We start from the raw sequence: 13,665 nt of genomic DNA on the forward strand, positions 1-13,665 counted from the left end.
AGCAACTAAGCCTTTAGTCACATTTTATTGATCGAGATATAACTTAGGTGCGCCTGGTCTTCAGTCAGACCAAACGTAACTTTTGTACGGTCAACCGTCATCACCCAATATGCTCTCGAATCGGGTGCATCCGGACGTGGTGGATAGGGCATAGCATCTGCCCAGGGGGCATGCACAAAGGTTGGACCAGGTGGAGAAAAATCGATCAACAACTTTCCACGCGATGGATCATCTGTTGCATTACTGAATTCAACGCGCTGCAATTTCTCACCTGCCAGTACACCACTCTTGCTGACACGCAACTCTCTTTCCCCGTCTAACTGGGGTGGTCCGAGTTGAGTGTGAAGTTGAGCACTGATGGCAGCGCTATCTTGGAAGTCAGTTGCGATCAAACGATCTACATCTTGCTTGAGGCGTTCCGTCACGTCTTCGCTCCTGGTTTCAACGGAGGGCTTTGCAGCCGCTACGGCTGATTGATCGCGTGGAGTGCTGGGGGCACATCCCGCATGAAAGGTGCATAGTGCCAGCAGTGCAATTGGTAACAACGTTACCTGAGGGAAGGCATTACGTCCTTGGTTAACTTGCCGGCCATGGGATTTCCCAAGGTGAAGGGCCATCTCTCTGATCCTGCGCTAAGAGTGTCGCTGAAATTTAACACGTCAATGACCTCAAATCAGGCGGCGGCAGCAAGTACTTCACGTGGTTCTGCGTTCGCAAGATCGGCTAGCGGCCGACGGATTCAGCTCAATGCGGCGGGCGGCGCTCACCGACGCGCCCTAAGTTACTTTGCAGGCACCTCCACCGGCGGCAACACCTCCATCAGCAGCTGCCCTTCGCTGGCGGTGATGCGCAGCTTGGTGCCGATGGCAAAGCCCAGTTGTTCCAGCCATAGGCCGCTGAGGCGGACGTGGGGCACGTGCTGGTCGCCGGCGTGGTCGTGGGCGCCGGGGTAATGGGTGTAGCTGACGGTGCATTGGCGCGGGCGGCGGGCGCGGCGGGGTGCGCGCAGCGTGCCGGGACCTTGCGGGGAGGCATCCGGGTCGGGCGGCAGCATCGGTGGCAGCTTGGTGCGGTCGGGCTCAACAACGACCCACTGCACCCGCTTGGGCGGCGTGGGGCGCGCATGCGTGCGGGTGGGCCGTGCGCCGGCAGATGCCGTGGGTGGGCGGCGGCGTGTCATGGCGCCTCCGGGTGATGGCGGGTGATGGTTGCAGCGACGTACTGCTGCAATGGCACAGCCCTGGGTGCCGACAGGCGGCGCGAGGTGTGCGGCAATACACCGAGCTGGCGACTCAACGGATGCGCGGTATGGTCTCTCGCCTGCTCAATAGCTGTGCTTGCGTCGAGCCTGCGCAGCACATCTCCCATATCCCACCGCAGGCGGTAAGCGGAAGCTGGCAACAGATCAACCGGCACAAATGCCGGCATGGATGGTGCGATAGACATGGCAACGCCCTCCTGGAACAACCCAAGAACCGCCGCCAATGGCGACGGGATGTCGGGAGGTTCGAAACCGCTAAGAGCCGGCGGGCGTATTCCCCTTGCGGGTGTTGTATTAGCCGCCCTCCCGACGCAGGCATCGCATCGGCTTGTCCCTGCAGGATGCAGGCACAAAAAACCCACCGGTTTGACGGAGGTGGGTACCGCTCTTAGAGGAGTTTCGACGCTCCTTAAGTTGGAGATTGCAACGCACGGATCGCGATGTCAACCATGATCATCTCTTCTTAAAACGGAGCCTAAAAATGCACCGACACACAACCTGCGCGCTCAGATATCTGGAGATCACAGGCGCCGATGTTGACCAAGCGCATCAAGAAAAAATGGCTTCCGTGCCGTCCCAACATTTCCATCTGGCCGTGTAGATCCGATACCTCTAATCTTTCTGCAACACTCAACGATGACAAGCATCATGGAAAGTAGCGATGTAGTACCGATCGTGCCCTTGACCTTCAAGGCATTAGAAGAACGCCTGCGCGCGCTACCAGAGTTTCCGGCCGACACTGCCAGCCCAAGCCGCCTCGTGCGCGGCGCCGCCATCGTTATGGCATTGGGAATCGCCCTGACCCTCATTGCTTCGTTCCTAAGCTTTACCAATGTTCCTCCCCAGTTGCTCAAGAAGGCAGCAACGGCTGGCTTCTGGGTTGCGCTGGTAGCGCCAGGCATCCTGATGCTAATTAGCATCTATGGGATTGTGAGTGATCTACGTCGATGGACAGTAGATCAAGCAATGCGCACTGATCATCAGCTAGAGCAATTTATGCAGGAGGTGAGTTGGCTGAAAAGGTATCCAGCAGCAACCCTGCAAATAATGCTGGACCACGCTCGCTACAGCCATACACGCCGTGCGGGCCGCATTGCGCTATTGGCTGGAAGCATCGACAAGCTAGGCCTTCTGCCGGTTGCGGCGTCGCTCTTTCTGGTTCTGCGCGCTGGTGGCAATCCTCTGGCGATGTCTCCGTTGACAGCAATGGTGGGTATTTTCCTGTTGTTCTTCTGGATGATCTGCTGGGTTGCCACGTCGGCCAGGGGTAAACTGCAGACCTATGAGTACTTGCTCGACATGGCGCTAAAGGGCAAGGAGAAAGGCGCAGCAGCAGCTGACGCATAAGATTGGGGGCCAGTCGAGGTCAGGCCAGGTCACCCTGCCCCTGTAACTTCATAGCTCCGCTATCTCTTGGGGCGCATACTTGCAACCGAACTACGCATGGATGACCATCTGTGTGATTGCGTTGGAGCTGTCAAGTCATGCAAACGAATCCTCACGCCAACCTTAGCTCTTTAGCATTGCTAGCAGTTGCTAGTCTCTTCTTCATATCAGGGTGCTCTGCCATGCAGCAAGACTCACGGCCCGGCTTTAATACTCAGCAGTCTGCCGCCAAGGCGAGGCAAGAGCTTCAGGCCGCTAATCCTATCGGGTCACCGCTTACGAATGCGCAGAAGAACCTTGAGGATCTTGGATTTCGCTGCCAAGCGCTGAACTCTCCTGGCGCAGGTTACAAAGCGTCAATGATGTGCACGCTTTCCCCTGTCGTGAAAGAGGCGCAGCCATCGGTGACAGCGCCAGCTGTGCCGGTTACCTGGATGGTGGGCTTTCATTCTGCTGACGGAATCTACTTGAGCAAACTGGTAGTGAATCGAGCTCCGCAAGATATTGAGGAATAAGTCATGGATGAGCAGAAGAAGGCAACAATTTTGGTGGGGGCAAGCGAGGTTGCTGGTGACCGCCGCCATCTTTACCTGCTCTTTCAGAACTCTGATGGCAGCCAGACTGTAGTACGCGGGGGACCAGACACCAGGGCCGAAGGGAATGACCTGGCGAACTTTGCCGAGAGCACAGTTCTTGGCTCGGAGAAGTTTGGCCACATTCGAGTTGAAGCAGCCCCTTACATTGCCCCTTATGAAATTGGGTACCGGCTCAAACAAGACGGCAACTACGAGCCAGTGCCTTTGAACCAGTTGGATCCTTCCGAGCCGGCTCTTGCGAGAGATGCCAAGGGCAACATCGTGAAAGCGACGGTCACCGCACCAGACTGGCCCGCACCGGGCGAGCGCCACGAGCGCATCGTTGCCTGGAGCGGTTCTGACCAGGAATTATCCACAAAACTTGAGTCTGCCCTGAAGGCTGGGGACCAGATCAATCAGGCACAACTGGAATATTCTCCGCTGTACAACAACAGCAACGGTGTTGTCAGCAACTTGCTGAAGGCCAGCGGCGTTCAACCTGTTCTGCCGAAGAACGCACAAGGTGAGACAGTCAACGCACCGGATTTTGGGGAAGACCTTTATCAAGACGTCGGCGCGGCATCGGTACGCAGCGGATACAGGTTTGACGGCAAGCAGTGGTTCGATGCGGACGATCGTAGAATCGCTCCTCCTACGAGTGGGCAGCCATTGGTACCTCAGGATCCGGCCGCGCCGTCGCGTGGATCATCGGATGGTTTCAAGCTCAGCGCGCAGGCTCCATCGCCTAGCGATCCCATGTTTGCTCAAATCCAGGATGGCGTACATCGGATCGATCATTCGCTGAATCGTGTTCCCGATGCGGCAAGTGACCGTATGACCTGGAGCCTGTATGCCCTTGCCAAAGAGCAGGGACTCGAACGCGTGGACAACGTAGTGCTTGGCCAAGCAGGCACCCGTGCAGCCGCGGGAGAGTACGTCTTCCTGGTCCAGGGAGATCCCACCACTTCGGTATATCACCGGGAGCAAATGCGCACGGCAGATGCGGTGGAAAGGTCAGTTGAGCAGAGTCAAGAACGCGTGCAGTCTGCCGAACAGACACGTGCACTCGCGATGAGTGCTGAAACTCAGGAGCAGAGTCAAAAGCAAGATGCACCAAGGCTGCAAGTCTGATTGACGTGGTCATAGCAGCCTTTCGACCAGCCAAGCAGAGACAACACGTAAGTATTCAGACACTTGGCAAGTAGCTCGCTTCCGGCGTTTGCGGTAGCTTTTGGCTTGCCGAGGTGGCAGGTGCTAACGTTTCTAGACGGATCCCAAACCTTGGCATGAACTTAGACATGAATATTAGGCTCATTTTTGGGACAGCATTCCTTTCGCTATCAATCTCGACTGCGTCTGCAGAAGTAAGCATGCGCTCCGATTACAGGAAGATTGATGTGCAGCCGGTCAAAGTTGCAACGGCAGGATCCAACTCGCTCCAAATCACCTATCACATGCCGGCGGAAAGCAAATTTTATTCTCCCGGCGTTGATTTTTTAAGTGCCCGCGGCGTCTTGCGCATTGCCATCCGCAGATGTGGCTTTAGTGCTAGGTGCGATGCGATGGCGAAAGCTGTCATACCACCAGCCGAGCTTTGGATGCCGAAAGTCACCGTTCCCTATGCGGGCGAAGAGGTCTTGCTGGTTTACATGGATACAGAGGAAAAATTTTCACCTTAGTTTTAAAGTCTGTCCTAGCGGGTCAGATCAACCTGACCGCGTTAGTCTTAGCAATAAAATGCGTAACCGCAACATTCAGTCGGTCATGCGGCTACCTATCTCACTATTCACTCAAGCCGCCAGCGTTTTTCTGCACGGCCCAATGGGAGCGTTCACTCCATGGAAATCCTCTACTCGGGTACGGACAAGATACTTTGCGACTCGCTCACTTTGATGCTCACTGAATCTCGAATCGAGTACGAGACTAGCAGGCGCTTTTACAGAGTGCAGATAAATGATGGCGATGAAGTGCATCAGGTTTTGGTTCAGAGCAATGATTGGGACAGTGCAGCCCGACAGCTCGACATGCTTACCAGGAGGACGCAACACAAAGAGGCACCCGCGTCAGTGAATCCTGGATCACGTCCACAGTACGCCGCAGTGCTCATGATTGCTCTTGTAATCTCTGCCGGCCTTGCCGCTACAAAGCTACTCCATAGCGCTCCCAATCCTTGCCTATTCTTACCGCAGCCCCATGCTCCCACCCGATAGACGACTGGTGAACATGTCGTCGACGCCGGCAACGCAGCGATCAAGGTATCGGGCGCTAACGGGGTCAGGTTTACTTCCTACCCAAATTTCAGGCTACCCCAAATTTCAGGCTACGGCCTCAGCTTTCGCCAGGGCTTCCTCGCTATCAGCACCAATGCCTTTCTGCGAGTCTTGCCAGGTGGCCAGACTTCCACGCGTCGACCTTCCCGGCATCCCGCAGCACATCGTGCAGCGCGGGAACAACCGCTTGCCCTGCTTTCTGGATGATGGCGATCGATTGCGCTATCTACACCTGATACATGAGGCCCTGCAGGCCACAGGCCGTCAGCTGCATGCTTACGTCTTGATGGACAACCATGTGCACTTGCTAGTCGCGCCACCTGATGCGGGACGGATCGGGCAACTGATGCAGAGGCTTGGGCGAAACTACGTAGCATTGTTCAATGGCTGCCACGGGCGCACTGGTACGCTATGGGAAGGGCGGCACAAAGCGTGTCTTGTGGACAGTGCGGACTACGTCCTTCGCTGCTATCGCTACATTGAGCTTAATCCGGTGCGTGCTCGCCTGACCGACAACCCAGCGGCGTACCGCTGGTCCAGTTGCCCAGCCAACCTAGGCCAGCGCAGGCACTCCGCGCTGACACCACATCCCTGTTGGCTTGCGCTTGGCAGCGACCCGATCGAGCGATCCAACGCCTACCGTGCTCTGCTCGATGAAGCCCTCTCCGACGAACTGCTTACCAGCAGTCGTCTTCATCTACAGCAGCAGCGAGCCCTGGGCCACGACGCCTTCCGCGCAATGGTCGAAGCCAAGACCCACCGCTTTGCGGGCGTCAGGCCCGCTCATCGGCCACGCTGACCGAATACCGCCGTCTGATAAGCGGACCTTACCCCGTTACTCCGGAAACAGAAATGAGTCTTATGAGATCGCGTTGAAACACGATTCGTGTCACGAATTTCGTTACCCCCTCTCAAGCAGAACCTCTCGCGTGCCGCTAGCAATGGAGACGTCGACTAGCGATCCTAAGGAATTGGAGCATGCAGCATGCAAGACAAGCTGGCGAAAGCACGGTGTGGGAGGCAAATGAATTCTCTCGTCTCCCAGAGGCACTTTTAGAAATTAAGCGGCGCAGCCTAGAATGCACGGAGTGTGGCGAGTTTGCTTGGTTTCGTAAAGAGAGCCGGCACGGGCATCCGCCCCACTTTTGCTCACATCATGCGGATAACTGCGGCCTGAAAGTTCAATACGAAGTCGTCGGCGAAAGAGCTCCGGGCATCAACGAGCAGGACCAAGTAAACGCTGGGAATACAATTGTTGTGCGCTTAGACCTCGAAGATGCACGTCAGGTCGACGTCTTAGCTGCTCCGGCTTCAAATGGGGCGGGTGGTGAACGGGAGGGCGGCACACGCTTTGTAGGGATCGCTGGAAACCGCCTATCTAATCAGCACTTCACGCTTCGCAGAATTCTTTACCGATTAGTGCAGAGTCCAACCTTCAGAACGTCTGGCGAGCTCATCTCTTTGTACAGAAATGAGAACGAAGTTCTTATCCAGGGAACCGTTAGCGAAGTCACCCATGAGTTCAGCACGATTTCTCGCGAGGTCCATCACGACAAGCTCGCACTCTACTGGGGTGCGGTTGCATCTGCTGGACGCACTTCTGACGGAAAGTTATGGCTAAATTCTTCTCTCACACGAGGCGGCGCGAGCATTGCCATTTTTGATGACATTGCGCAGCAGCTTCTAGACGCATTCGAGGTGGAAGACCTGGAAGACCTAGCTGGCTCGCATGTACTTGTCGCAGGTCGTTGCTTATTCGCTGAATCCGGAAAACCCGTCATTCGATGCGGGAGCGTAAAGTTTATAGTCATGCGCCGCTACAAAGAGACCACCAACGCTTGAGTAGGAAGAGAAGCTCCTCTACTAAGCCTTTCTTACTTAAAATACTTATCGGCAAACATTCCTAGGAGCACCACCGCATCAAAAATCAAACTTTAGCTCCCTTCCCCCCGTAAAACGTTTCTGGGGTAGCAATTACCAAGCGCAGGCGGTCGGCGCTGACGCAAAGTCCTTGTTGAACTGCGCTTGGCAACTACCTGATTGAGCAGCGCCTACCCCGTGCTGCTTAACGAAGGCGTGTCCAACGACCTGCTCGTTGACATTAGTCTGCATCCGCAGCAGCAGCGCGCTCTGCGCCAGGATGCGTTCGGCGCTAACGCGGTCAGGTTCACTTCCTACCCAAATTTCAGGCTACGGCCTCAGCTTTCGGGAGGGCTTCCTAGCTATCAGCACCAATGCCTTTCTGCGAGTCTTGCCAGATGGCCAGACTTCCGCGTGTTGACGTTCCCGGCATCCCGCAGCACATCGTGCAGCGCGGAACAGCCGCTTGCCTTGCTTTCTGGATGATGGCGATCGATTGTGCTATCTGCACCTGATGCGTGAGGCCCTGCACGCCACAGACTGCCAGTTGCACGCTTACGTATTGATGGACAACCATGTGCACTTGCTAGTCACGCCACCTGCAGCGTGACGAATCGGGCAAATGATGCAGCGGCTTGGGCGAAACTACGTCGCATTGTTCAATGGCCGCCACAGGCGCACGGGTACGCTATGGGAAGGTCGGTACAAAGCATGTCTTGTGGACAGTGCGGACTACGTCCTTCGCTGCTATCGCTACATTGAGCTCAATCCCGTGCGTGCTCGCCTGACCGACAACCCGGCGGCGTATCGCTGGTCCAGTTGCCCAGCTAACCTAGGCCAGCGCCGGTACTCCGCACTCACACCACATCCCTGTTGGCTTGCGCTTGGCAGCGACCCGATCCAGCGATCCAACGCGTACCGTGCTCTGCTCGACGAAGTCCTCTCCGACGAACTACTCGCCAACATTCGTCTTCATCTACGGCAGCAGCGAGCCCTGCGCCACGACGCCTTCCGCGCAATGGTCGAGGCCAAGACCAACCGCTTTGCAGGCGTCAGGCCAGCTCATCGGCCACGCAAACCGAACACCGCCGACTGATAAGTTAACCTGACCCCGTTATTCCCCGTTATCCCATTGATCAGCGAACCTGGCCCCGTTAATCCCTGCAAGAGAATGAGTTGGAGAAGTTCACTTGTTGCGGGGCCTTCTGCAAACACAGCATGGCAACGCCGACGCTATTCGTCACTGTCACCTAAGTCTAACTCCACCTGTTCGTAGCCGTCCTTGTGGTCGTGGACTTTTAGAATGGTGCGATGGATCTTGAGCTTGGAGCCAGCCCGCGTCTGTGTAAACCTTACGTCGCATATGAGTACATCTCCCTTGCGGAAAGGTTCGCCATTGTCGATGCGGGCAATGAACGTTGCATCCTCCATTGCGTACTGAAGGGAAGCATCACCGTCCCACATCGTCCATTTATGCCCACTACCGTCCTTAAAGCTGGGCTCCTGAATTGTGAGTCCCATCTGGATCATCTGCTCAACTACAGGCGTCTCATTGGCTATAGCGTGGAAGAACGGAGCATCCTCTTGGGTGGCAACAGCAACCCGCTGCCCCTCCGAGTGAATCTCGATCTTATCTACGCCGGGCTTTGACAGGGCCTGACCCACGAACTGGGCTACAGCCTTACCGGCCTTCTCGTCCATTGTGAGGTTGAGGGACTCAGCCTGCACTACTATTACGTTCCCGTTGACGTTCGTCACGGTAACGTTATTGCTTTGGTCAGTGTGCCCAACTTTTTGCGGTGGCTGGCCTTTCAAGAACTTAAAGAGGCTCATCGACTCCTGCACCGCCGTCAGTATGCTTCGCAAATCGGGGGTGGTCGTGAGCACGGTGGCGCCCAGGCCGACAACATGAAATATCAGGTCGGTCTCGAACGAACCATGTTGAAAAGCTTTGACTTCTGCCTTTACCTCAACATCGCCGTGCAATTGCTTAGTGGCAACAACAACGTAGTTTGAGAACGCCACCATGTTCGCGGCGGCCTCGTACACGTCCATTGACCCATCATCTACGGTCGGCCCCTTGTACTTGAGTAGGATGCCCATGCCAGGCTCTTCGTATTGCTCGGTGATCTGCATCCTGCGCTCTCTCCGTGTCAGCCGTTGCGACTGAAGCCCCTTTCGGATTTTTGCATAGCGGCGGTCATTCAGCCACCTATTGCCTGCCGTTACATGGGCACGATGCCGTCCGCGAAAGGGTCGAAGCCAAGACACGCGTTGCTGGAGTCAGAGCCGCTCAGCAGCCACGCAGCCGAGTGCCATCGATTCATAAGTGAACCTGACCACGTTATTGGAACTCGGTGCGTGCTCGCCTAACCGACGCCCCAGCGGCATATCGCTGGTCAGTTGCCCGCCCAATCTGTACCAGCTTGGGCAATCCGCATTGACGCTAAATCATTCTTTTTTGCGCTTGGAACGACCCGATTGAGCGAGCCAATGCCTACCTTGCCACGCTCAATGAAGCCTTGTCCGATGAACTGCTTGCCAGCCTCTGCTTTCATCTACAGCAGCAGCGAGTCCTAGGCCACGACACCTTCGGCACGATGGTCGAAGCCCAAACCCGCCACCTTGCGGGCGTCAGGCCCGCGCATCGCCGAGCAGGCACAGGTCGGTCGACCGATAAGTGAACCTGACCCCGCCCCCCCCCCCCCTGTCACAGGGTTCCGCTGCGCCGGTGCCTGACGTTGAAGGCTTGCACAGCCGATTGGCCGCTGAGCCGCATCGCCGAAGACACTGCGCCAGCCTTATCCGCCGAGACCAGCAGGTGCATATGGTTGTCCATTAGTAAAAAACCATGCACCCACAGAGCAAAGCGCTCGTAAGCCAAGCCTTGTAGCAGGCAATAGTGATGCCAATCCTCATCGTCCAGGAGGATCGCGCATCGGTTCACGCCAGTATGGACGACATGCATCGGAACGCCGGGCAGTTCCAGACGCGGCTGACGCGGCATGGCAGGCCTGCTCAAGAAGAAGACCTCAGCCTGACCGCAGCGACACAGCCCCGCTATCAGGCATCGACGCGCGGGCCTGTACGACCGGTTCGCTTAATTACCTCCGTCTCCTTATTTTTCGCCCCCTTACTTTGACCTCCTTATTTTTTTCGACCCCGTCACTTCTTGCTGTATTTTCTCACAAGTACTTATCTCTCGAAATCTTGCGATTCTTTTTGCTTAGTAACCTTTGCTCTTAGTCTGCCCCCGATCCTATCTTCAATAATTTTTCTGGAGTCTTCATCTAAGCGCCTACTACGATCCGAAGGGCTCTCATTAGCCGAAAATTCATCTGGAGCTTGAGTTTTTCTGGAATTAATTTTACTCACAACTCCACGCTTATAATCTATTTCTTTAGCTATATTTTTGACAACTGACAAGACCTCTTGGAGACTTTTTTCATCAATTGACGTACGGAAATTATCCTTCCCCTCACGTTGCCTAAGCATTCGGAATACTTTTACGACTAATTCTCTCGCAGCTGTCGCTGACATTGAATTTATTTGCATGCCGCCCGACGTAGCTGAGGCTACGATCAAGATACGATTGCGTAAATCGTGAGATTTTACTTCTGCGAAATAAGAAAGCAAGCCCACGGCACCTAATTGTACTCCAGGATCGCTTAGTAGCCAGCTAAGAAGGTTTTCGTGCGATACCATGTCAGGCTGAGCACTACTTTGTTGAGAATAATCAGCGAACAACTCACTTGGCTTGCAGATATGCACTTTGAAAAGTGTGGTATTTGGCCATTGCTTCTCTCTGAAGCTTTTAAGATAGCTAAGCCACTCGACACCCGCATAGGCATAGCGTATTGGCACACCTAGATCTTCGAAGTCCCAATCTGCGACATGCTGATGCGGACTGTATGATGGAAGCGTGACTGCCCCAGTTGACTTCGTAACATCTAGCTCCTTTACCTCGAGCAAGATAATTTTTGAACGACCTAACCGGGCGAAGAGATCAGCACAATATTGATTAAATCCTGACCCTTGCTGATTCGCATACGGAGCAAAGACATCCGTACCCAACCAATTCCTATCACAATAAACCTCCAGCGCTGCAACGATAGCCCCCTGGATAACGTTTTCCTTGCCAGCCATAAATTCACCCTCGACTTATTCAGTTTTAGCCACCAGCAAATCATTATCCCGGCCTGACGCTAAATCCAGCGCATTCCTCAATCAAAAAGGCGTTACTGCACTAACCTCATATCAGTTGCCTGACGCAGTGCTTTGTCTATGCAAAGCTAGTATCAAAGACTAATATGCAAATAGTCCACTAATAAATTACGCCGATTCACATCTAGTAAAAATAGTAAAATCAATGCAGGCAAATCGATATTATATTTATCTCAAACACCTAGCCTGCTGTCTAGCGGACTTTATCCAACGCAAAATCGTATGAAACTTCTTGAATCAGTGAGAATGTACCATGGAAACCGTAATAGTCTTCCTCGGGGGCCTGCCCATTAGCCACAAGTTCTGAGAAGGCGTACTTAGCTAATGCCATGGATTTCCCAGACTTAACTGAGTATACGTCGGAGTCAACTACAATAGCTTTTTTGTTTGGCCTAGTCCTAAAAAATTCTTTCGACTGATGCAGACCATTTTCGGAAAATTCATTAGCGAGGAACATGCGCCTCCCGTGCGAATCTTCGACGGAAAACGTATCATTACGCAAAAGATTTTCGATACAGAAAGATTCCACCAGCATCCAAGGCGGTGGCTTTAGCGCCATAACATATACTCCCGAAGCAATCGCCCTGTAGTAGACTCCAGACTGCGGAGCTAGGCCTGCCCTCGCCAGAACTTCACTATCATCGCTATCGAAAAGTGCGATTGTGAGGTTCCTTCGAGCTCCGGTTGAAGCGACAAGACGAACCGTCTTTTCTAAATCCGGCCCACCTTTCATGGCCGATTCTGGAAAATTTAATTTCAAATCGGAAAAACTTCCTTTGGCCTGCAGGGCGGAAAGCGCTGCCAGTAGCAGAACCTTGTCAGTAACTCCCTCAACGAGAAGGTCAATATTCTCATACGGAATCACAGCCCTAAATTCCTTACGGAGCTGAGGGTAGGAACGAGCCATCCGCAAGGCGTTACTGCTTCCAGCCTTTCCATCTAGCCAACGCAGGAAACCAATCTTTCCTAATATGCGCGGCGACCCTTGACTCTCTGGCAATCCAGCGACTTCAGTGACTCCGCCCCAGCTGGCAATAATTTTCTCTGCCCCGTCACCATACTTTCTGAGAAGGTTCAACTCGGTCCTCAGTCGGCGGCGCCACTTTCTAGGTAGACCGATTCCCCCCCGGTACTTCAGACCTGTCACCAATGCATCTTTGCCGTCAACGACGCGGAACTTATCGAGATTAATCTCAAATCCGCCGTCCTTGAAGGTTTTTATGAGAGCCTGGCTGGGCACGTAGTTTCCGTCTTTTCGCACAGCGATGTATTTCGGGACATCAGCCATTCCCGTTGAGAAACATATGTCGTCTGCATACCTTGTAACGGAACACCGACATTTTCCGGCGAGCGTTACCAGAAGTCGGTCGAATTGCACGCACACTACATTTGCTATGGAGGGCGAACTAGGCGCACCTTGAGGCAGGCTCGCCCCATCAGTACACAACTGCGCAAGCAAAGTTGCTACTTTGTTATTGAATCCGAAGGGCGGCGAGAGAAACACACCTCTTACACGCCCAAAGTTGATGGATGGAAAAAAATCCTTGACATCTGCAGTTATTACTAATGACTTTCGTTTATGAGGCTGGGCGTGATCAAATATAGAGCGCCCTTTTTCAAAACCATTCGAAATTAACGATTTTTTGCGTACACCATCTACACCGAATGCAATTCTCTTTTGAATTTTCTTCAAAACGCTCGTCGGAGCGCTGATTTCGCGCTCCCCACCATTTCTTTTGGAAATTCGAAAAGATTTATATTTCTTCTCGGGCGACATGGCATACGCGATGTATCGCAGCTGCCGCTCAGATATCCCCAGCCAAGACGCCAGACCAGTCCTAGTGGAAATCGAGATAAAATTTTTAAGGTCCAGCTCGAGCGCCTGGACTTCACTGAGGGAGAGGGATGCCATGGAGCACCAACCTACCGCATTTCCGGCAACATTGTGCCTAAGGCGTACAACTGACCATGGGCGAGTTTTTGCCCGTAAGTCCTGTAGCGTCGACGAATACATCGACTCATGACGTGCCCCATGACATCCCAGCCTTTATTGTTGCGAATCCTCTCGCCTAAGTAAATCCCAAAGCGC

The 13,665-nt window shown here is 54.0% G+C and carries 15 protein-coding genes; 7 read left to right on the forward strand and 8 right to left on the reverse strand.

Translation table 11 applies throughout. The features are described 5' to 3' along the window. Positions 1-17: 17 nt before the first annotated feature. The 3 genes from GGR73_RS13190 to GGR73_RS20315 all read right to left on the reverse strand — a co-directional run bounded on the left by GGR73_RS13190 (position 18) and on the right by GGR73_RS20315 (position 1,446). Positions 18-617: a hypothetical protein gene (locus tag GGR73_RS13190; RefSeq protein WP_221234107.1), complete on the reverse strand. Its 600-nt coding sequence runs from the start codon at positions 615-617 to the stop codon at positions 18-20. 164 nt (positions 618-781) lie between these two features. Then, positions 782-1,180, reverse strand: coding sequence for a SymE family type I addiction module toxin (locus GGR73_RS13195; RefSeq protein WP_184457285.1), 399 nt, complete (start codon positions 1,178-1,180; stop codon positions 782-784). Then, positions 1,177-1,446 (reverse strand): hypothetical protein, encoded by a 270-nt coding sequence (locus GGR73_RS20315; protein WP_456362964.1) that lies wholly within the window; start codon positions 1,444-1,446, stop codon positions 1,177-1,179. Before GGR73_RS20315 ends, GGR73_RS13195 begins: the two co-directional genes overlap by 4 nt. A 451-nt stretch (positions 1,447-1,897) precedes the next feature. Here GGR73_RS20315 and GGR73_RS13205 point away from each other — a divergent pair, with 451 nt between their 5' ends. From GGR73_RS13205 to GGR73_RS20320, 7 genes are all read left to right on the forward strand, one after another. After that, complete coding sequence (locus GGR73_RS13205; RefSeq protein WP_184457290.1) at positions 1,898-2,608, forward strand: hypothetical protein; 711 nt, start codon at positions 1,898-1,900, stop codon at positions 2,606-2,608. A 137-nt stretch (positions 2,609-2,745) separates the two neighbouring features. Then, on the forward strand, positions 2,746-3,162 hold the full coding sequence (locus GGR73_RS13210; RefSeq protein WP_184457292.1) for a hypothetical protein: 417 nt from the start codon (positions 2,746-2,748) through the stop codon (positions 3,160-3,162). Between the two features lie 3 nt (positions 3,163-3,165). Continuing rightward, complete coding sequence (locus tag GGR73_RS13215) at positions 3,166-4,353, forward strand: XVIPCD domain-containing protein (RefSeq protein WP_184457294.1); 1,188 nt, start codon at positions 3,166-3,168, stop codon at positions 4,351-4,353. Between the two features lie 167 nt (positions 4,354-4,520). Then, on the forward strand, positions 4,521-4,901 hold the full coding sequence (locus GGR73_RS13220) for a hypothetical protein (protein ID WP_456362965.1): 381 nt from the start codon (positions 4,521-4,523) through the stop codon (positions 4,899-4,901). Positions 4,902-5,610: 709 nt separating this feature from the next. Then, the gene (locus GGR73_RS13225; protein ID WP_184457297.1) at positions 5,611-6,291 is read left to right on the forward strand and encodes a transposase; all 681 of its coding nucleotides are present in this window, start codon (positions 5,611-5,613) and stop codon (positions 6,289-6,291) included. A gap of 179 nt (positions 6,292-6,470) precedes the next feature. After that, entirely contained in the window at positions 6,471-7,334 is an 864-nt protein-coding gene (locus GGR73_RS13230) for a hypothetical protein (protein ID WP_184457299.1), read from the forward strand. A gap of 532 nt (positions 7,335-7,866) precedes the next feature. Then, positions 7,867-7,962, forward strand: a complete 96-nt coding sequence (locus GGR73_RS20320; protein ID WP_456362972.1) for a hypothetical protein — start codon at positions 7,867-7,869, stop codon at positions 7,960-7,962. 623 nt (positions 7,963-8,585) lie between these two features. Here GGR73_RS20320 and GGR73_RS13240 read toward each other — a convergent pair. The 5 genes from GGR73_RS13240 to GGR73_RS13260 all read right to left on the reverse strand — a co-directional run bounded on the left by GGR73_RS13240 (position 8,586) and on the right by GGR73_RS13260 (position 13,488). Then, positions 8,586-9,488, reverse strand: coding sequence for a hypothetical protein (locus tag GGR73_RS13240; RefSeq protein ID WP_184457301.1), 903 nt, complete (start codon positions 9,486-9,488; stop codon positions 8,586-8,588). A gap of 263 nt (positions 9,489-9,751) precedes the next feature. Further along, entirely contained in the window at positions 9,752-9,910 is a 159-nt protein-coding gene (locus GGR73_RS13245) for a hypothetical protein (RefSeq protein WP_184457303.1), read from the reverse strand. Positions 9,911-10,062: 152 nt separating this feature from the next. Beyond that, entirely contained in the window at positions 10,063-10,359 is a 297-nt protein-coding gene (locus GGR73_RS13250; RefSeq protein ID WP_456362966.1) for a transposase, read from the reverse strand. Between the two features lie 188 nt (positions 10,360-10,547). After that, positions 10,548-11,498: a hypothetical protein gene (locus GGR73_RS13255; protein WP_184457305.1), complete on the reverse strand. Its 951-nt coding sequence runs from the start codon at positions 11,496-11,498 to the stop codon at positions 10,548-10,550. A 271-nt stretch (positions 11,499-11,769) separates the two neighbouring features. After that, a complete protein-coding gene (locus GGR73_RS13260; RefSeq protein WP_184457307.1) occupies positions 11,770-13,488 on the reverse strand; it encodes a reverse transcriptase family protein in 1,719 nt (572 codons plus the stop codon). Positions 13,489-13,665: the final 177 nt, after the last annotated feature.

The sequence above is a fragment of the Xanthomonas sp. F14 genome, from assembly GCF_014199865.1.

What these genes read in the sequence shown, in the direction of transcription:
- GGR73_RS20315 (WP_456362964.1), bottom strand. Translation starts at nt 1,446, where the DNA reads ATGTCTATCGCACCATCCATGCCGGCATTTGTGCCGGTTGATCTGTTG.
- GGR73_RS13210 (WP_184457292.1), top strand. Translation starts at nt 2,746, where the DNA reads ATGCAAACGAATCCTCACGCCAACCTTAGCTCTTTAGCATTGCTAGCA.
- GGR73_RS13260 (WP_184457307.1), bottom strand. Translation starts at nt 13,488, where the DNA reads ATGGCATCCCTCTCCCTCAGTGAAGTCCAGGCGCTCGAGCTGGACCTT.
- GGR73_RS13195 (WP_184457285.1), bottom strand. Translation starts at nt 1,180, where the DNA reads ATGACACGCCGCCGCCCACCCACGGCATCTGCCGGCGCACGGCCCACC.
- GGR73_RS13250 (WP_456362966.1), bottom strand. Translation starts at nt 10,359, where the DNA reads ATGCCGCGTCAGCCGCGTCTGGAACTGCCCGGCGTTCCGATGCATGTC.
- GGR73_RS13190 (WP_221234107.1), bottom strand. Translation starts at nt 617, where the DNA reads ATGGCCCTTCACCTTGGGAAATCCCATGGCCGGCAAGTTAACCAAGGA.
- GGR73_RS13220 (WP_456362965.1), top strand. Translation starts at nt 4,521, where the DNA reads ATGAATATTAGGCTCATTTTTGGGACAGCATTCCTTTCGCTATCAATC.
- GGR73_RS13255 (WP_184457305.1), bottom strand. Translation starts at nt 11,498, where the DNA reads ATGGCTGGCAAGGAAAACGTTATCCAGGGGGCTATCGTTGCAGCGCTG.
- GGR73_RS13245 (WP_184457303.1), bottom strand. Translation starts at nt 9,910, where the DNA reads ATGAAAGCAGAGGCTGGCAAGCAGTTCATCGGACAAGGCTTCATTGAG.
- GGR73_RS13230 (WP_184457299.1), top strand. Translation starts at nt 6,471, where the DNA reads ATGCAGCATGCAAGACAAGCTGGCGAAAGCACGGTGTGGGAGGCAAAT.
- GGR73_RS20320 (WP_456362972.1), top strand. Translation starts at nt 7,867, where the DNA reads ATGCGTGAGGCCCTGCACGCCACAGACTGCCAGTTGCACGCTTACGTA.
- GGR73_RS13205 (WP_184457290.1), top strand. Translation starts at nt 1,898, where the DNA reads ATGACAAGCATCATGGAAAGTAGCGATGTAGTACCGATCGTGCCCTTG.
- GGR73_RS13215 (WP_184457294.1), top strand. Translation starts at nt 3,166, where the DNA reads ATGGATGAGCAGAAGAAGGCAACAATTTTGGTGGGGGCAAGCGAGGTT.
- GGR73_RS13240 (WP_184457301.1), bottom strand. Translation starts at nt 9,488, where the DNA reads ATGCAGATCACCGAGCAATACGAAGAGCCTGGCATGGGCATCCTACTC.